The sequence below is a fragment of the Cupriavidus pauculus genome, assembly GCF_008801835.1.
Taxonomy (GTDB): Bacteria; Pseudomonadota; Gammaproteobacteria; order Burkholderiales; family Burkholderiaceae; genus Cupriavidus; species Cupriavidus pauculus.
Genome location: NZ_VZOW01000004.1, coordinates 282,533 through 300,209 on the forward strand (window position 1 = coordinate 282,533; position 17,677 = coordinate 300,209).

At 61.4% G+C, this 17,677-nt stretch carries 17 protein-coding genes; 8 read left to right on the plus strand and 9 right to left on the minus strand.

The genetic code is table 11. The annotated features are described in order from the left end of the window. Positions 1 to 8: 8 nt before the first annotated feature. From F7R19_RS07360 to F7R19_RS07370, 3 genes are read right to left on the minus strand one after another with little or no spacing between them, the layout of a single operon-like run. Complete coding sequence (locus F7R19_RS07360; RefSeq protein WP_061957941.1) at positions 9 to 1,046, minus strand: cytochrome d ubiquinol oxidase subunit II; 1,038 nt, start codon at positions 1,044 to 1,046, stop codon at positions 9 to 11. Next, positions 1,043 to 2,419: a cytochrome ubiquinol oxidase subunit I gene (locus F7R19_RS07365; protein WP_061957942.1), complete on the minus strand. Its 1,377-nt coding sequence runs from the start codon at positions 2,417 to 2,419 to the stop codon at positions 1,043 to 1,045. Before F7R19_RS07365 ends, F7R19_RS07360 begins: the two co-directional genes overlap by 4 nt. A gap of 3 nt (positions 2,420 to 2,422) precedes the next feature. Next, positions 2,423 to 3,067, minus strand: a complete 645-nt coding sequence (locus tag F7R19_RS07370; RefSeq protein ID WP_061957943.1) for a GbsR/MarR family transcriptional regulator — start codon at positions 3,065 to 3,067, stop codon at positions 2,423 to 2,425. Positions 3,068 to 3,271: 204 nt separating this feature from the next. Between F7R19_RS07370 and F7R19_RS07375 the strand changes: the two genes are divergently transcribed. From F7R19_RS07375 to F7R19_RS07385, 3 genes are read left to right on the plus strand one after another with little or no spacing between them, the layout of a single operon-like run. After that, complete coding sequence (locus tag F7R19_RS07375; RefSeq protein ID WP_150979823.1) at positions 3,272 to 4,330, plus strand: porin; 1,059 nt, start codon at positions 3,272 to 3,274, stop codon at positions 4,328 to 4,330. A gap of 31 nt (positions 4,331 to 4,361) precedes the next feature. Beyond that, positions 4,362 to 5,378, plus strand: a complete 1,017-nt coding sequence (locus tag F7R19_RS07380; RefSeq protein ID WP_150979824.1) for a Bug family tripartite tricarboxylate transporter substrate binding protein — start codon at positions 4,362 to 4,364, stop codon at positions 5,376 to 5,378. 5 nt (positions 5,379 to 5,383) lie between these two features. Beyond that, on the plus strand, positions 5,384 to 6,637 hold the full coding sequence (locus F7R19_RS07385) for a serine hydrolase domain-containing protein (RefSeq protein ID WP_150979825.1): 1,254 nt from the start codon (positions 5,384 to 5,386) through the stop codon (positions 6,635 to 6,637). Positions 6,638 to 6,708: 71 nt separating this feature from the next. Here F7R19_RS07385 and F7R19_RS07390 read toward each other — a convergent pair whose 3' ends face one another. Together F7R19_RS07390 and F7R19_RS07395 are read right to left on the minus strand one after the other, a co-directional pair. After that, a complete protein-coding gene (locus tag F7R19_RS07390) occupies positions 6,709 to 8,265 on the minus strand; it encodes an acyl-CoA synthetase (protein WP_150979826.1) in 1,557 nt (518 codons plus the stop codon). Between the two features lie 134 nt (positions 8,266 to 8,399). Next, entirely contained in the window at positions 8,400 to 9,299 is a 900-nt protein-coding gene (locus tag F7R19_RS07395) for a LysR family transcriptional regulator (RefSeq protein WP_170292564.1), read from the minus strand. A 92-nt stretch (positions 9,300 to 9,391) separates the two neighbouring features. Between F7R19_RS07395 and F7R19_RS07400 the strand changes: the two genes are divergently transcribed. Together F7R19_RS07400 and F7R19_RS07405 are read left to right on the plus strand one after the other, a co-directional pair. After that, positions 9,392 to 10,561 (plus strand): acyl-CoA dehydrogenase family protein, encoded by a 1,170-nt coding sequence (locus F7R19_RS07400; protein WP_150979828.1) that lies wholly within the window; start codon positions 9,392 to 9,394, stop codon positions 10,559 to 10,561. A 152-nt stretch (positions 10,562 to 10,713) separates the two neighbouring features. Beyond that, positions 10,714 to 11,400, plus strand: a complete 687-nt coding sequence (locus F7R19_RS07405) for a hypothetical protein (RefSeq protein WP_223506252.1) — start codon at positions 10,714 to 10,716, stop codon at positions 11,398 to 11,400. Between the two features lie 67 nt (positions 11,401 to 11,467). Here F7R19_RS07405 and F7R19_RS07410 read toward each other — a convergent pair whose 3' ends face one another. From F7R19_RS07410 to F7R19_RS07425, 4 genes are all read right to left on the minus strand, one after another. After that, positions 11,468 to 11,929 carry a MarR family winged helix-turn-helix transcriptional regulator gene (locus F7R19_RS07410; protein WP_061957950.1) on the minus strand — a complete coding sequence of 154 codons (462 nt, stop codon included), beginning with the start codon at positions 11,927 to 11,929 and terminating at the stop codon, positions 11,468 to 11,470. A gap of 142 nt (positions 11,930 to 12,071) precedes the next feature. Next, positions 12,072 to 12,785, minus strand: coding sequence for an SDR family NAD(P)-dependent oxidoreductase (locus F7R19_RS07415; RefSeq protein ID WP_061957951.1), 714 nt, complete (start codon positions 12,783 to 12,785; stop codon positions 12,072 to 12,074). 67 nt (positions 12,786 to 12,852) lie between these two features. Then, positions 12,853 to 13,263 (minus strand): hypothetical protein, encoded by a 411-nt coding sequence (locus F7R19_RS07420; RefSeq protein ID WP_223506250.1) that lies wholly within the window; start codon positions 13,261 to 13,263, stop codon positions 12,853 to 12,855. Next, complete coding sequence (locus F7R19_RS07425; protein ID WP_150979829.1) at positions 13,260 to 14,141, minus strand: NmrA family NAD(P)-binding protein; 882 nt, start codon at positions 14,139 to 14,141, stop codon at positions 13,260 to 13,262. Before F7R19_RS07425 ends, F7R19_RS07420 begins: the two co-directional genes overlap by 4 nt. A 322-nt stretch (positions 14,142 to 14,463) precedes the next feature. Here F7R19_RS07425 and F7R19_RS07430 point away from each other — a divergent pair, with 322 nt between their 5' ends. The 3 genes from F7R19_RS07430 to F7R19_RS07440 all read left to right on the plus strand — a co-directional run bounded on the left by F7R19_RS07430 (position 14,464) and on the right by F7R19_RS07440 (position 17,659). After that, positions 14,464 to 15,363, plus strand: coding sequence for a LysR substrate-binding domain-containing protein (locus F7R19_RS07430; RefSeq protein WP_061957952.1), 900 nt, complete (start codon positions 14,464 to 14,466; stop codon positions 15,361 to 15,363). A gap of 140 nt (positions 15,364 to 15,503) precedes the next feature. Further along, entirely contained in the window at positions 15,504 to 16,253 is a 750-nt protein-coding gene (locus F7R19_RS07435) for an SDR family NAD(P)-dependent oxidoreductase (RefSeq protein WP_150979830.1), read from the plus strand. Between the two features lie 74 nt (positions 16,254 to 16,327). Beyond that, complete coding sequence (locus F7R19_RS07440; protein ID WP_061957954.1) at positions 16,328 to 17,659, plus strand: MFS transporter; 1,332 nt, start codon at positions 16,328 to 16,330, stop codon at positions 17,657 to 17,659. Positions 17,660 to 17,677: the final 18 nt, after the last annotated feature.

The window sequence follows — 17,677 nt, forward strand, 5'->3', positions numbered from 1 at the left end:
ACGTCGGCTTAGTCGTAGCGCAGGTCGGTGGCCTTGCCCCAGAACACGCGGTACGCGTATGCCGTGTAGCCGAGGATGGTGGGCAGCACGACGGCCGCGCCGATCAGGATCACCATCAGCGATTCCGGCGCGCTGGCGGCTTGCCAGATATCGATGCGGTCCACCACCAGATAGGGGAACAGGCTGTACGCCAGGCCGTTGAACGCCATCAGGAAGATCACCGCGGTGCCGGCGAACGGCACCCAGCACCAGCGATCGTTGCCGCTGGCGTGCAGATCGCGCATGCGGCGCAGGAATCGCTCGATCACCACGAACAGCGCCATCGTCAGCAGCGGGATCGGCGCCAGCACGATGATGTTGGGCAGCGTGAACCATTTCTCGAAGATGCGCGCGCTGACCATTGGCGTGACGACCGAGATCGCGGCCACGCCGATGGCGGTGAGCCACAGGCTGCGCCGCGCCCAGTAGATCGCGCGCAACTGCAAATTGCCCGTGGTTTTCATGATCAGCCACGAGGCGCCCAGCAGACAGTATCCGGCGACGAGGCACAGGCCCACCGCCACGGCGAACAGCAGGTTGGGCAGATCGTAGCGGAAGCCGGTGATATACAGGCCCAGCATCAGACCCTGCGAGAAACTGGCCAGCAGCGATCCCGCATAGAACGCGAAATTCCACCAAGGCTTGTGCGGATCGCGCGCCTTGACGCGGAAGTCGAACGCGACGCCGCGGATGATCAGGCCCGCCAGCATCAGCGCCACCGGCAGATACAGGTTGGTCAGGATGACGCCGTGCGCGAGCGGAAACGCCGTCAGAAGCAGCCCCACGCCAAGCACCAGCCAGGTTTCGTTGGCATCCCAGAACGGGCCGATCGACGCGATCATGGTGTCCTTGTCGGCGTCGTCGGCGCGGCGCAGCAGTACGCCCACGCCAAGATCGTAGCCGTCGAGGATCACATAGATCAGCATCGACAGGGCCATCAGCGCCATGAACACCAGCGGCATCCAGCCTGCGGGCTGGCTCAGGTCGTGAATCGAAGATGGGTTCATTGCGCGCTCCCGGTGTCCGCGGCATGCGCGGGGTGCAAACCTGCGGGTGACAAGTCGATCTGCTTGGTCATGCCCGCCTTGCGGGCCAGGTGGAACACCACCGAGACATAGGCGACGATCAGCAGCAGGTACAGCGACAGATACATCGCCAGCGTGCTGCCGATCATCGTGGCGGGCACCTTGGAGGCCGCCTGCGCGGTGGTCAGCACGCCGTAGACCAGATAGGGCTGACGGCCGATTTCGGTGACATACCAGCCGGCCACCAGCGCGATCCAGCCGGAAAACGTCATGGCTACCAGCGCGCGCGCCAGCCATGTCGACGGCGCGCCCCGGCGGCGCAGTTGCCAGGCGCCGAGCCACGACACCGCCAGCATCAGCAGTCCCACGCCCACCATGATGCGGAAGGCGAAAAACAGCGGCGCAACGGGCGGATGGCGGTCACCGAACGCATCGATACCGCGGATTTCGCCATCGATGGCGTGCGTCAGATACAGCGAGGCGAGCTTGGGAATGGCGATTTCAAAATCGTTTGACCGCGTGGTGGCGTTGGGCAGTCCGAACAGCACCGCCGGCGCACCTTTTTCGGTTTTCCAGATGCCTTCCATCGCGGCGATCTTGGCCGGCTGATGGTGCAGCGTATTCAGGCCGTGCAGGTCGCCAGCGACGATCTGCAGCGGAATCAACATTGCCGCCAGCGTGACGCCGGTGCGCAGCGAATGGAGGACTTCGCGGCTGCGGTCGTTGCGCAGCCAGCGATACGCCGAAATACCGGCCACCAGGAACGCCACGGTCAGGCCAGAGGCCAGCAGCATGTGCACCAGCCGATACGGGAACGACGGATTGAAGATGACGGCCAGCCAACTGGTAACGTGCGCGCGGCCATCGATCATCTCGAAGCCGGCCGGGGTTTGCATCCACGAGTTCAGCGCCAGAATCCAGAACGCCGACAGCGTGGTGCCGCCCGCCACCAGCAGCGTGGCGATGGTGTGCACGCGATTGCTGACGCGGCGCATTCCGAACAGCATGATGCCGAGGAACGTGGCTTCCAGAAAGAACGCGGTCAGTACTTCATAGGCCAGCAACGGCCCGGCGATATTGCCGACGGTCTCCATATAGCCGGGCCAGTTCGTGCCGAACTGGAAGCTCATGGTGATCCCGCTTACCACGCCGAGTGCAAACGTCAGCGCGAAGATCTTCACCCAGACGCGATACGCGTCCATCCAGCTTTCATCACCGGTCTTGTTGTAGCGCAGCTTGAAGAACAACAGCACCCACGCCAGCGAAATGCTGATCGTCGGAAACAGGATGTGGAACGTGATATTCGCGGCGAACTGGATGCGCGCCAGTATCACCGGATCGACACTTTCAAACACGGGTTACTCCTTGCGGGATCGGGCAGACTTTGCGGGGGATTTGCCGGCGACGGATTTGGCGGGCGCGCGCCCACGTTCCTTGTCCTTGGCCGCGCCGCCCATGCCGATGGCAGTGGTCAGGCGGTCCTTGACGTCCAGCAGCTTGGTGACGCGCGAGCCCAGGCGCATCAGTTTTTCCAGTGTGGCCACATCGAGCTTCTGCATGTCGCCAAACCATGTGGTGACCAACAGGATCAGACCGTACATTTCCTTCATGCGCGCCTGCGCGTGACGATCGTCCTCAGACAGGGGCGTCTCCAGCTGCACCTCGCGCAGCATCGACAGGGTGGGATCGATCTCGCGCCGGCGCCGCTCTTCGGCCAGCGTGCGGAAAATCGCCCAGACATCGTCAGGCGCGGAGAAATACTCGCGACGGTCCCCGGGCTGGTGCGAAAGCCTCACCAGATTCCACGATTCCAGTTCCTTGAGCCCGATGCTGACGTTGGAGCGCGAAAACCCCAGCGATTCAGCAATCTCGTCGGCATTCAGCGGACGCGCCGCAGTGAAGAGCAGGGCGTAGATCTGACCAACTGTCCGGTTGATCCCCCAGCGGCTGCCCATCTCACCGAAGTGGAGGACAAAGCGCTGGATCAGGGGCGAGAGCTGCATTGTCTTGTTTTGAATTTTCAGAAAGTTGTGAAAGTTTAAAACAAAACAGAGAAAGGTGCATCCGCGTGGGCTCAAGTGTGACGGACTGCCTTACGATTCCGCTGCGTTATCAGACAAGCCGCTGCCGTTATCCTTCCGCCCTCGAACTTCCTCTAACTTTTGCGCTGAGGCCCGCGACAAAAATCTGAGAAGAGGGGAAGCGGAATGGGAAGAGGATGGAGGAAGCGACTCGCCATTGGCGGGCTGGCGCTGGGCGCCGGCGCCGCAAATGCGGGGTCCGTAACGTTGTACGGTGTGGCCGACCAGGCGGTGGAGTACGCGCATGGGTCTAGCAGCGTGGCCCGCATCGAAGATGGCCGCCAGGCGGCTTCGCGGTTTGGCATGCGCGGTGTGGAAGACCTGGGCGGCAACCTGAAGGCGATCTTCGTTGCTGAAGCGGGCTTTCGGATGGATACGGGGGCCGAGTTCTTCGGCAACGGATCGATATTCGGCCGACAAGCCTTTGTCGGCCTCAAAGGGAACTGGGGCGAAGTGCGCATGGGGCGGCAGTACACGCCGGCCTTCTACGTTATCGCGCGGCTCGACCCGTTTTCGCTGAACGCGGCGGTGTCGCCGTTCACGCTGGTCGCCAAGTCGAGCGCTCAGGGCACGGGCTACGTACCCTACGCGTCGCGTGTCGATAACGCCGTGACCTACAACACGCCAGACTGGAACGGGCTGACCGCATCGGCCACCTATGCGTTCGGCGAAGTGCCAGGCGAGATGCAGCAGGCCAGCACCTACGGCGCGAACGTCCAGTACTTTCGCGGACCGGTCTACCTGATGTATGGCTTCCAGGCCAGCACCAACAAGCCGGCGACGGCAGCCATCCCGCAGGGCCAGACACGGACCCACTATGTTGGCGGGACCTACAACATCGCGAGGAAGGTGGAACTCGGCGCTTTCTTCGGCTACAGCGCGAGCCAAATCGCGTCCACCGCGGCGGCCCGCTACTACGCGTTGACGATGGACTGGGTTGCCACGCCGGCATGGACGATCAAGCTCGCGGCGCTCAAGCGCGTGGTGGTCGGCATGACCGAGCGGCCGCTGGGCATGGCCTTCGGCGTGGATCATTCGCTGTCGCGCCGGACCATGCTGTATAGCCGCGTGGCCTACATCCGTAACTCGCCAGGTGGCAGCGTTACGATCAACGCCATTCCGATCGACCAGGGCAGCGGTGACCAAGGGTACTCCGTCAGCCTGGGCGTCAAGCACGTTTTCTGATCGCACCAACCATCCTCACTGAAGGCCATGCATGAGTGAATCGAACTTCGCGGCGGATCGACGCCGCTTCATCGCGGGGGCCGGCGGCGGCCTGCTGGGATTGAGCGCCCTTAGCGCCCTGGGGCTGCCCCTGCGCGCCTCGGCGGCACAGTGGCCGGACCGCACGGTGCGCTTTGTCACGTACTCGGGCGCAGGAGATCCGGTGGACCTGCGGCTGCGCGACTTCCTGCAATCGCTGGCGCACGAGTACCGCAACACGCCGATGATCGTGGAAAACAAGACGGGGGCCGCCGGGCAGATTGCTGCCCAGTCCGTGCTGCTCGCGCCGCCCGAAGGCTATGACTTCCTGCTGGCCAACGCCACGTTCACTATCACGCCGTCGTACTTCCGCAAGCTCTCGTACAAGCCGCTGTCGGACTTCGTGCCGGTGGCGCTGTCCGGCTCGGCGCCGATCGGTTTTGCGGTGCCGGCGTCCAACCCCGCGCGCACGTTCAAGGAATGGGTGGCCTGGGCAAAGCAGCAGCGGGGCACCCTGAACTACGCGTCGCTGGGCAATGGATCGGTATCGCACCTGTACGGGTTCCAGATCCGCGACGACTTCAAGCTCGACGCCACCCACATTCCGTACAAGGCGTCCGGCGCGGCGCTGATCGACATGCTGCGTGGGCAGATCTCGTACGTCATGCTCGACACGTTCAACCTGCGGCCGCTGCTGGCAAAGAATCAGGTGCGCATTCTGGCGGTCACCGGCGCCGATCGCTCGCAGTATCTGCCCGATGTCCCGACCTTCCGCGAACTCGGCTTCAACGGTTATAAGCGCACCGGCTGGACGGCGTTCATGGCCAAGACCGGCACGCCGACGGACATCGTCGCGTCGCTGAACCGGTCGATCAACAAGATCAATGCCACGCCAGAGTGGGCGCGCAAGCGCGACGAGGTGTGGTCCGGCTGGAAGCCGCTGACACCGGCCGAGCTGCAACAGCAGCTTCAGAGCGAAGTTGCCGCGTGGGGCGACCTAGTGCGCCGTTCGGGTGTATTTGGAGATTGAGAGACATGAGCGCACAAGTGAACGGACAAGTCACGACATTGCAGGCCCATACCGATGCCGTGCCCGAAGAGCAGGTAATGGCCGGATTTCCGCCAGCCCCGGAAACACGCGTCGGGCCAACAAACTGGTTCAAGCTGCCGTGGCTGCGCTGGTCGCTGATCCATCGTTCGCTGTCGGTGCCGACCGTTGACATCTGGCGCGGCGACGCTGCGCCTTCTGCGTTGCCGCCGGGCGACGCACTCGATGGTGCGACGGTGGTTACGGGGCCTGACGGATCGGAGATGGAACTCGATCAAGTGCTCGGCGTTTTGGAGATCGACGCCTTCATGGTGCTCCATCGTGGCAAGGTGGTGTTCGAGCGCTACCTGCACGGCATGGCGCCCCATCTGCGGCACGGCAGCGCGTCGATCAGCAAGTCCTACCTGGGCATTGTCGCCGGCATCCTCGCGCATGAGGGCAAGCTGGACCTGACGGCCACGGCGGAAAGCTACGTTCCCGAAATGTGCGGCACGGCGATGGGCGGCGCCACGCTCCAGCAGTTGCTGGACATGCAGGCGGGTATCGTGCGGCCGAATCTGGGAGACCGGCCCTCCGCGCTTGGTGCCCAGGACGGTGGCGTGTTCGAAGTGCTTGGATTGCTGCCGCGCCGGCCCGAATCCCCGACCGATTTCTACGACTTCGTGCTCAAGAAGCCGGTTGCCGGGCGGCATGGCGAGCGGCTGTACTACGACAACGGCCAGCCCGAGGCGCTGGCCTGGGTGCTGCGACGGGTCACCGGCAGATCGATCGCTGACCTGATGTCGACGTACCTGTTCCAGCCGATGTCGACCGAACGCGATGGGTTTTACTCGGTCGACAAGACGGGTGCCGAGTTTTCGTCCGGCGGCCTGAGCCTGACGCTGCGCGATCTGGCGCGCTTTGGAGAAACCATCCGCGGCAATGGCTTCTTCAACGGCCGGCGCATCATCCCTGAGGCCGTGCTGGCCGATATCCGCGCTGGCGGCGACAAAGCGTTGTTCGCGGAAAGCCGCTTTGCTGCGGCCTACCCGGGCGGCTCCTATCGCAACTACTTCTATCTGTCGCACGACCGCTTGCAGGGTATTTCGGCGCAAGGCCGGTACGGACAGCGCCTCTATGTATCGCCAGTGGCCGATGTCGTGATCGCGCACTTCGGCGCGGCACCGGGCCAGTCACCGCATCCGTTCGAGGTGCCCTATGCGCGCCTGCATCGCGAGATCGCCGAAACGCTGATGGGCTGAATACGTACGCCTGCCAACGAAGAGACCCCGCTCGCGCGGGGTCTTTGTCATTGCGGATTCCACAAGAGGACTCAGGCTACGCGCCGGTCCTGGTCTTTCCAGAATATTTCCCGTACCGCCTTGCGCGACAGCTTGCCATTTGCGTTCTTCGGCAGCTCGGCCACCACGTCGACAGACCTCGGCTTCTTGAAGTCGGCCAGCCGTTCGGCGCAGTGCTGGATCAGGTCGTCGGCCTGCGCGCTAACGCCATCGCGCAGCACCACTACCGCCTTGACACTTTCGCCCCAGACCGGGTCGGGCACGCCCACCACGCAGGCTTCGAAGACGGCGGGGTGTTGATACAGCACGGTTTCTATCTCCGCGGGATAGACGTTGAAACCACCCGAGATGATCATGTCCTTCTTGCGGTCGACGATATACAGGTAGCCCCGGTCGTCGGCGCGCGCAAGGTCGCCGGTATGGAGCCAGCCGTTGCGCAACGCGGCGGCGGTCAGTTCGGGTTCGCGCCAGTAGCCGGCAAACACGTCGGGGCCCGCGATGACGATTTCGCCGATCTCGCCGGCCGGTACCTGCTGGCCGGCATCGTCAACCAGGCATACGCGCGCCTCGCTGAACGGACGCCCACACGAAGCCAGTCGCTCGGGATTGCCTTGCTCGATGGCCACGCGATGATCGTCGATAGTCAGTGCAACCAGTCCGCCAGTCGTCTCGCCTGCTCCATAGCCTTGCGACAGGATCGGCCCGAATGCGCGCCAGGCCTCGACGATGCGTGCCGGGGCCATCGGAGCGGATCCGTAGGTCATCGAGCGCAGCGTGGAAAGATCGAATCGCGCGCGGTCCGGCACTGCCAGCAGCATGTTGATCATGGTGGGCACAACGAAGGTATGCGTGACACGATGCGTCGCCACCGACGCGAGGAAGGCTTCGGGATCGAACCGTTCGTGCAGCAGGATGGTGCCGCCCTGGGACAGGAACGGCTGGATGAACATGCCGCTGGCGTGGGTAATGGGGCCCGCCAGCGCCAGCACGTCGCCGGGGTTGACGCGCATGCGTCCGGTCAGCACCTTGCGCAGCGATGCCATGCGGTTGCCCATGGTTTGCATGGCTGCTTTGAGCTTGCCGGTGGAGCCGGACGTGTAGTGAAGCACGGCCAGATCGACATCGGCCAGTTCCACGTCGGGATTGACATCAGAAGCTTGCGCGAGCATCTGTTCATAGCTCACAAAGCGCGGATCGGTGCCACCAAACAGCACTCGGCGGCGCACGGACGGCACGGCATCGGCCAAGGCATGCAGGCGCTCGGCGTGGGCCGGACCGCTGATCAGCACGGCGGGCTCCGCATTGCGCAGTGTCTCCAGCACTTCGTCATCGGAAAGCCGTGCGTTGAGCGCAACCTTGACTAGCCCGCTCTTGTACAGCGCGACCTCGAGCTCTATCAACTCCGGCCGATTCCAGGATTGGATGGCTACGCGGTCTCCTTTTTGCAGGCCCAGGCTTAGGAGCGCGTTGGCCAGTCGGCTGGAACGGGTGTCGAGTTCGGCAAAAGTGATACGGCGGTCGGCAAAGAGAATGGCCGGCCGGTCGGGCCAGTACTGTGCGCTGCGCGCGACGAATCGCCCCAGATTCATGATGTTTTCCGGTGGATGGATGGGGCGACCAGTCTAGGCAGTGGCGCAGTGCATGCCGATAGCGGTGCGCGCTTTGCCGATAACGCCACGGAATCGGCAGGGCGCAAGGTGAGGCGGGTTTGTCCGTGGCAACTTCAGGTATCGCGATAGACCTGTGAACGTTCCAGCAGGATCTGGATCAGGCGCTCGGCCAGCGGCGACTGGTAGGCGTCCTTGCGGCGTAGCACGCCGATGGACCGTTGCCAACGCGCGGAAGCGATCTCCAGGATGGCCAGCCCCTGCGTCTGCGCAACCGTGCGCCGCCCGAGCACCGTCAGCAGATCGCTGCTATGGATGACCGTCAGAAGGGCCGCCGCTGACGAGTTGGTTTCCACGGCCACGTTTGGGGCAGGCAGGCCAGCCTCGGCGAAGCGCGCCTCAACCAGTCGGCGCGCCACTACGTTGGTATTGGGCAGTAGCCACGAGTAGTCGCACAGGTCGGCAAGCCTCAGCGAGCGCCGGTCCAACAACGGATGGCGATCCCGCGCAATCACCACGAGTTCGTCGTCGAACAACGGGATCTGCTCGAATTCCGGATCGCCTTTGCGCGCCAGGGCCGCGATGCACAGATCGAGGTCGCCGAGGCGGAGCGACGAGTAGAGCGAATCGTTGAGGCCGATGGAGATCTGGATATGGGCGGCAGGCCGCTGCTTGATGAGTTCGGTGCAGGCTTCCGAGAAAAACATGCTCAGGATCGAAGCGGGTACGCCTACGCGAACCAGGCCGATCTTGCCAAGGTGCAGGTCGTTGGCTTCCTTGATGGCATCGTCGAGCGAGGACCTCACCTGCAGCACGCGTTCAAAGAATACCGACCCGGCGGACGTCAGCGTCATGCCTTTGGCATTGCGTTCGAAGAGCTGTATTCCCAGTTCCTGCTCCAGGCGTTGCACCCCCTTGGTCAGCGCCGGTTGACTCTGGCCGAGCTTCTCCGAAGCGCGTCCCACGTGGCCTGCCTGTGCCACTTCCAGAAAATAATTCAGATCCTCAAGCCTCATCTGATTCCGCCGCGTTATCGAAACTGACGTTCCGATCATGGGGGAGGAATGCTGCCCGGTCAACACTGTCAGGATCGGAAGAGGAGTCAAAAATGCCAGAACTTGCTGCCAACCCTGGCGAGCTGCGTGCCGTGCTGCATCGCTACCTGGAGGACGAATTGCTTCCATGGGAGCGGGAGCAGAACATCGGTTACGAAGACCGGATCTCGCGCGAACTGATCCGTTCCATCTGGCGGCGCAGCCGGGAGCTGGGGCTTTACGGAGCCCAGTTGCCCGTCGAATTAGGCGGGCAGGGCCTTTCTGTGGAGGCAATGTGCCAGCTCAAGGATGATGTGGCCGCATCGGGGGCCATCCTGTTTCCTCATGTGCTGGGAGACTGGGGCGGACCTTCGCGCGTGGGCAATCTCGTCCGGTTTGCCACGCCTTACCAGCGGAAGCTTTTTATCGACCCCGTGATCGCCGGCGAGCGTGGCGCCTGCTTTGCCATGACTGAACCGAATTCGGGGTCGGACGCCGCGAGCATCCAGACCCGCGCAGTCGTCGACGGCGACGATTACATCGTCACGGGCCGAAAGCACTTCATCACTGCCTCGGTATTCGCGGACTACGCCCTCACCATGTGCGTGACGGATCCCGACAAAGGCAATGAAGGCATTTCCGCCATCTTCATCGATCTCGATAGTCCGGGCGTTACGCTCGATACCGCCTGCGTGCCCATCACGGGACAGTACGTGGATGCCGACATCATCCTGGATCACGTCCGCGTACCGCGCCGCAACTGCATCGGCGGAGAAGGCAACGGCTTCCGGCTGGCGATGAACCGCATCAGCCTGAATCGACTGCTCCACTGCCCGACCATGATTGGATTGGCCCGCCAGGCGCTGCGCCTGTCCATTGCCTACGCCAACACGCGTCGCCAGTTTGGCGGGGCGATCATCCGCTTTCAGGCGATTCAGCACATGCTTGCCGACATGGCCTCCAGCCTGTTCGCTTGCGAAAGCATGGTGTTGGCCGCCGCACGCAAGGCCGACGCAGGCATCGATGTCCGCATGGAAGCGTCGATGTGCAAGCTATTCGTCTCCGAAGCCTGTTTCCAGATTGCCGACAAGGCTGTGCAGATTCACGGCAACGTGGGGGTCACGAAGAACCATCCGGTCGAGTTCATTTTCCGACGCCTCCGGCTTTATCGGATCGTGACCGGCACCAGCGAAATCCAGCGCAACACGATCGCCAAGGAAATCATGCAAGGTCGTGGCGCATGAGCGGGGGCTAAGCATCACGATTCCAGACCTCATTCGCGGCGCTGAACGGAAATGACCGTATCTGGCCGAGAAAAGTGCGGCACATATTGGCGCGAACGGATGGCAAGTGGCCATCGCTTAGAATTCCGCATCCGAGACCGATAGTCGACACCATGCCTGGAGCCAACCTGACGCAATGCGTCGTGAAGCCAATGCGAACAGCCGCGCTGGTCATCGTGTTGTTTGCGCTGGGCGCGTGCACCGCGCGGCCTTTTCAACCGAACCCGCCGGCGTACACGATGTGGGAAAAGACGGGGGTGACTGAGGATGGCGTGCGCGCCGCCATGCACGATTGCGGCTTTGCCAGCGCTACGAGCAATGATGGCGTCAACATGACCGGCAATGACTATGCCGGCGCCGAACTGTGCATGATCGACAACGGCTTCTTGTACAAAGGGCGGCGCATTGCCTGCGCCGACTTTCCGGAGCGGATGGCCTGCGCCCGGGTGCCGCGCGGCAAGACCTTTGGAACCGATCCCGATTTCGATCCGGCGCGGCTGGCGAGCCGGCTAGTGCGGCCGCCCGCCTATGCGTACTGGACTCGCCCAGGGACCGATGTCGAAGGTGTCAAGCACGCGATGATGGCGTGCGGCTACAACACCGTCATCGAGCCGACCGATTCGATGCTGCTCAACGACATCGCTGGCGCGCAGCTGTGCATGATCGAGCAGCGGTTCACGTATGCGTGGCCCGTCAACAGCCTGCTATGCAAGAGCACGCCAGGGTTGGCTGCCTGCCGCAACCGTCCCATCGATGCCAAGCGCTGCTGCGCTCGTCCGAAAGCCGCGGGCCAGCACTGATTCATTTCCTGGCTGACATGGCGGATGACGTCACGCCATGGCGGTATCCACTACTTGCCCGCGTATTTTAATCGCCGGCCGCGTGTTCCTTTACATCGCCTACGACCATTGCTTTTAGCCCTTCACGCAGTGCGGTCGCATTTTCTACGCCGTTTAGTTCCTCGAACTCGCGTTGTGCGGCTCGCCAGAGCGGGGCTGCTCGTTCGTGCAGCCGTCGCCCGTCTTTGGTGAGTTCGATCAGTCGGATTCGGCCGTCAGTTGGCGACGGCTTGATTTTCACGAAGCCATCGCGTTCGAGAAAGCCAACCATCTTTCCCATCGCCGTCCGCTCAATATCGAGCCTCTCGGCCAGCGCGTTGACTGGGGCACTTCCCACCTCGTCCAATGCTGCAAGCGTCAGGAATTGTGTAATGCGCAGACCCACCGGTTCGAGATGGCTATCGTAGAGTCGCGAGATCTGCCTGCTTGCCTTCCTAGCGGCGAAGCAATTGCACTGATCGATTCCAAGCGGCTGGTCAAACACCGACATCGCGGTTCCACTCCTTATCTATTTGGGCTAGTCATGCATTAAGTTTAGATGCAGCTTGCACCGAGCCGGGCTCCGGGGCACTCGGATACTCGGCTCGGCCGACGGACGATACGCGTGCACACGGCAATCGTCATGGGACGGTCTACACGCCGTCCGGCGGTACGATATACCCAGGCACTTCGGCCGCAAGGGTGCTCTTCAGGACTGCAGTGCCTTTGTCAGCCATGACTTCGCTCTTGCCGGCGGCTAGAGCGTCGTAGGTCTTTCGAACAACATCATTCGGACTCGCCTTGGGTACATCAATGCCCTTGGTCAAGTCTGTATCGACGAAGCCGACGTGAAGGCCGAGCACGTGGATGTTACGCTCTTTCAGGTGAAAGCGAAGCTGGTTCGTGAAGCTCCACGCCGCTGCCTTTGACGCGGCATACGGGGTCAGATAGGGGCGCGGCAGCCACACAATGTCGGAAAGGACGTTGATGATGGCCGCATGTGATTTGGTTGTTAATACCCCTTCGAAGGCCTGGGAGACACGCACGACGCCATAGTAGTTGGTGTCGAACATCTGCTGGGACTGGGTCTCTGTGTCGACCGCGAGAGGCCCTTCTATCAGTGCGGCAATGCCGGCGTTGTTGATCAGAAGCGTGGTGTCGGCGGCGACTTTCGCGGCTGCGGCGATCGATGCTCTATCTGTGACGTCAATCTGGATCGGCGAGATACCTGGTTCATTGAATCCGGTGATGTTGCGCATGCCAGCGTAAACTTTCTTCGCCCCGCGACGAACCGCCTCGCGAGCGAACTCCAAGCCAAGGCCACGGCTGGCGCCGGTGATGAAGACAGTTGCGTTTTTCACTTCCATGACAACTCCTTTTGATTGGTGCGAGCCATCGGAGGCGAATATCTTGGCCCCCAACGCGCCCGTGGTATCAAAGAAAAATCTCTTCTGGAAATTGCTCCGAGAACATTTCCCGCAGATGGGTAGCGATGCTTAGGACAGCACCGAGCGGGGACATTCGTACGCTGACTCGTGGCACCGATCCATCGGCATTTCGGACTGCGATGACGGTTGCGCTCAGCTTCTCGCCGCTTTTCAGAACAGCCTCGTATTCGAGCACCAGCCGCACGTCGCTGGTTTCAAGGAACGTTGGCGTCTGGGAGCCGCCGTAGAGAGCTCCAACAGCATTGATCAGGAGCCTGATGTCATCGCGTCCTACAACGCGATCACGCAACACGGAACTTGCTAGCTCCGCGTCTGCCGTCAAATCATCCAGAAATGGGTGACGTTCATTCCGTGAATCGGACACGTTCATCTCCAATCGTTGCAGGACAACGTTCATGCAAAAACAGCGCGATTCTTTGCGACGTACTGTTGGACCGAGAGCGGTGGCTTACCGGTGATCCTCGCAACAACGTCGTTGGTGCCGGAGAAAATTCCTTCTTGGTAGTTTTGCGCCACTTCCACCAAATGCTGGGTGAGGAACGGCGGGAATTTGTAGAGGTTCTCCATCTTGTACTGAAACTCTTCGATCGAAGTCGGTGTGTATTCGATGCGAGCGCCAAGTACTTCGCTCATCGCTGCTGCGATTTCCGTGTGGTCCATCTCGACGGGGCCATGGAGCGTGTAGATTTTTCCTGCGTGGGCCTCAGGCGCTGCCAGCACATGGGCGATCACTCGGCCCTGATCGTCACTGGCAATCGGCGCATGACTGCCGTGGCCAAACGGGAACTCAATTCTTTTCTTGGCCCAGATCTCCTTCGCAAAATGCGGGTAGACCAGCCAATCGGCGAAAAAAGTGGGACGCAGGTGCGTAGTCGGAACGCCCGACCAATCGAAAACACGCTCGGAAATCCAGTGATCCTGAGCGGCGTGGCTTGCCGACTCCCGGCGCGCAGAAATCTGTGACATGTTGACGATCGCCGCGACGCCCGCTTCCTTCGCAGCCTGCGCGAAGTAGGCGGCAGCGCTGATGATCCCTGGCGAGATCGGATGAAGGAAATACGCCGAACGGATGCCCTCCATCGCCGCGCGGATCGCGTCAATACTTGTGAAATCGCCAACAGCGATATCCACTCCGCGCTGCCTCAAGGCGGCAGCGCGATCGTCGTCCGTGCGGACGTAGGCCCGCACGCGTCTGCCGAGCGCGAGCAGTTCGTCGATGGCTGCGCCTCCAGTGCGTCCGGTTGCACCGCTTACAAGAATGTCAGGTGGGTTCATTGTTTCGCTCCGTTTTTTGAAATGAGAGCATATGCTCTCTTAAGGCAAGAATAGGAGCATATGCACGTAATGTCAAGAATCGCCTGGTGCGGCCTGTGCGGATGGCACTCCCAAGAGGGTTTTGCCCGTCCCGGGGTGGCGAACTGTTAGCTGGGGCGCTGCACGCTGGCGCCATCGCCGGCGTTCAGTCGGGCGATGTCAACGGCGCCTACGCGACGTCTATCAGTCACTGGCGAAGAGCGGCTGACTTCGCCGGCCCCCCTTCCAAGATGGACGCATGGATGCGCGATAATGGCCGAAGAGCTCGTTACTAAGGAACTCAATGCGCATCCCGCCAATGAAGAGCATCGTTGCCTTTGAGAGCGTTTCGCGCAACCGAAGCGTCAGTAAGGCAGCCGAAGAATTGGGTTTGACTGCTTCAGCGGTCAGCCATCAACTGGCCAATCTGGAGGACGCTATTGGCCAGCCGCTGTTCTTTCGCCAAGGCCGAGGTCTGGTACTCACGCCGGTGGGCGAGCAGTATTTGCGGGACATCACCGGAGCTCTCGCAGAACTCAATAGGGCAACCGAGCGTGCTTCCACACCTGCAGCCATCGACATCCTGCGCGTTCACACCAGCCCAAGTTTCGGACTGATGTGGTTGCTTCCGCGATTGGAGTCTTTTCAGGCTGACAACGGCGATATACAGATCAACTTGTCGTGCTCCTATGAGGATGTGTCGTTCACCGCTGGTTTCTATGACGTGGATGTACGGCACGGCCACGCGCACTGGCGAGACCTCGAGGTCAAAACGCTTCGCCATGAACGGATTCTTCCGCTCGCCTCGCCCGAGTACCTGAGAAAGAATCCGGTGCAAAAGCCCGCCGACCTCGTGCAACGCCGGCTGATCAACTCCGAAACTCCCCTGATTCGGTGGGAGCAGTGGTTTGCGCGGTTCGGCGTGCCCGCGATGCATAAGAACTTCGACTTCGCCTTCGACCGTTCATATATGTCACTTGAAACGGCTGCGCTGGGTCTTGGCGTTGCGCTTGAGAGCTCACTGCTGGCGTCGGTGATGCTTCAAAAGGGGACGTTGGTTCCCGTGTTCGAAGAGCAATACGCAGTGGAAGTTGTTAGCCATCACGTGGTCTATCCAGCCCAAAATGCCGACTTGCCACGGATTCAGCGCTTCCTGACGTGGCTTGATCGGGAGGTCAACCGGCGCCAGGAGGGCGCTGACTAATGAGGGTTTTCCCTCATCTCGACAACCCTCGATAACTGAAAATTTCTCAGCAATAGTTGAAATCGAATGCATTGATTGGAAGCGCTTCAGAGACAAAACTCGACCCATCAACACACCACGCATAAGCAAGGAGACATGAGATGCTGGTCGAGAACAAAGTAGTTATCGTCACGGGCGCAGCTTCGCCTCGTGGTATCGGCAAAGCAACTGCCCGGGCGCTGGCGAAACAAGGCGCAAAGGTCGTCATCGTTGACCTGCAGCTCGACGCCGCTCAGGCGGCGGCCGCCGAACTGGGTGAGGTTCATTTGGGACTGCGCTGCGATGTCACGGACAAGGCTTCATGCGACGCCGCCGTGCAGGCCACCATCGCACGCTATGGCCGCATTGACGCGCTTATCAACAATGCCGGCATTACGCAGCCTATCCGCACACTTGATATCGGTGCCGCCAATTTCGATGCGGTTGTCGACGTGAACCTCCGCGGCACGCTTTACATGTCGCAGGCGGTACTGCCGCAAATGAAGGAGCAGAAGGGCGGGAGCATTGTCTGCATGTCATCTGTTTCCGCTCAACGCGGCGGTGGCATCTTTGGCGGCCCGCACTATAGCGCCGCGAAAGCCGGCGTTCTCGGGCTGGCTAAAGCCATGGCCCGCGAATTTGGCGACGATCGCATTCGCGTGAACTCGGTCACGCCTGGTCTGATTCAAACCGACATCACCGGCGACAAGCTGACTCCCGAAATGCGCGCCGACATTATTAAGGGTATTCCGCTTGGACGGCTAGGCGATGCCGCCGACGTAGCCAACGCTTGCCTGTTCCTGGTAAGCGATCTTTCCACATATCTCACTGGCATCACGCTGGATGTGAACGGCGGCATGCTGATTCACTGATAGCGGCCCGAGGGCCGCCTCCCCACCATGTCAAAGCACCCGGGACCACTCGGGGCACCGGCAGGAGACATTCCATGAAGACCAAATATGCAGCGTCGCCCCTCGGGGCCGGCGTGGTGACAACACGCGCCGACGAAGCCACGTTCGAGTCTCGCACCTACGGTAAGGTGATGCGTCGGCTGATTCCGTTCCTGATGCTGTGCTACCTGGGAGCGTACCTCGATCGCGTCAATGTGGGCTTTGCCAAGCTACAGATGCTGAACGATCTGCAGTTCAGCGAAACCATCTACGGTCTCGGCGCCGGCATTTTCTTCCTGGGCTACTTCATCTTCGAAGTACCAAGCAACGTCATCCTGCACAAGGTTGGCGCACGCAACTGGCTGGCACGCATTATGTTGACGTGGGCCGCCATCTCGGCAGGCTTCGCTTTCGTCAGCACGCCAACGCAGTTTTATGTACTACGTTTCTTGCTCGGTGTTGCTGAGGCTGGCTTTGCGCCTGGGGTCATCCTTTACCTTACGTACTGGTTTCCCTCGGAGCGGCGCGCCAAAGCGCTCTCGATGTTCTTCATGGCGATCCCTTTGGCCGGCATCGTTGGCGGTCCGCTGTCGGGGTGGATCATGCATGCCTTCCATGGTGCGCATGATCTGGCGGGTTGGAAGTGGCTATTCCTGATCGAGGCATTTCCATCGCTGGTTCTCGGCATTGCCATTCTGTTTTATCTCGACAATGGCATTCAGGGCGCCAAGTGGCTTACGGTCCAAGAAAAGGCGCTGCTTCAACGCAATGTCGAGGGCGACAATGCAATGAAGGTACAGCACATTTCGATTCGTGCCTTTATGGCCGATCGACGGCTCTGGTTGATGGCAGCGATCTACTTCTGCGTGGTGCTGGGCCAGTATGGTTTGACGTTCTGGCTCCCGACCATCATCCGGAAGACTGGTGTTGCGGATCCGCTGTGGGTTGGCATCCTCACCGCCGTACCGTATCTGTGCGCCATCGTTGCGCTGCCGCTGATTGGCCTGTCGGCCGACCGTCGGCGGGAGCGCCGTCTTCACCTGGCAATCCCGATGCTGGTGGCGGCGATTGGCTTCGCCACGCTGCCAATGCTCGGCAGTGTCACCGCAGCCATCATCTGCCTCTGCATTGCTGCTGCGGGAATCATGACTTCGTCTTCGCAGTTCTGGGCGCTTCCCACCGCCGTGCTGGGCGGTATGTCCGCAGCAGCCGGTATCGCCGCGGTGAATTGCGTGGCGAACCTCGCGGGCTTCTTCTCACCCGCCATCGTGGGCTGGCTCAACGACTTCACTGGCAAGTCAACTGCGGGCCTGATCTTTATCTCGGCGACGGTCGTATTCGGCGCGCTGCTCGTATTCCTGGTACCGGCGAAAGCTGTGAATCGCTAAGCCAGCCACCATTTAACG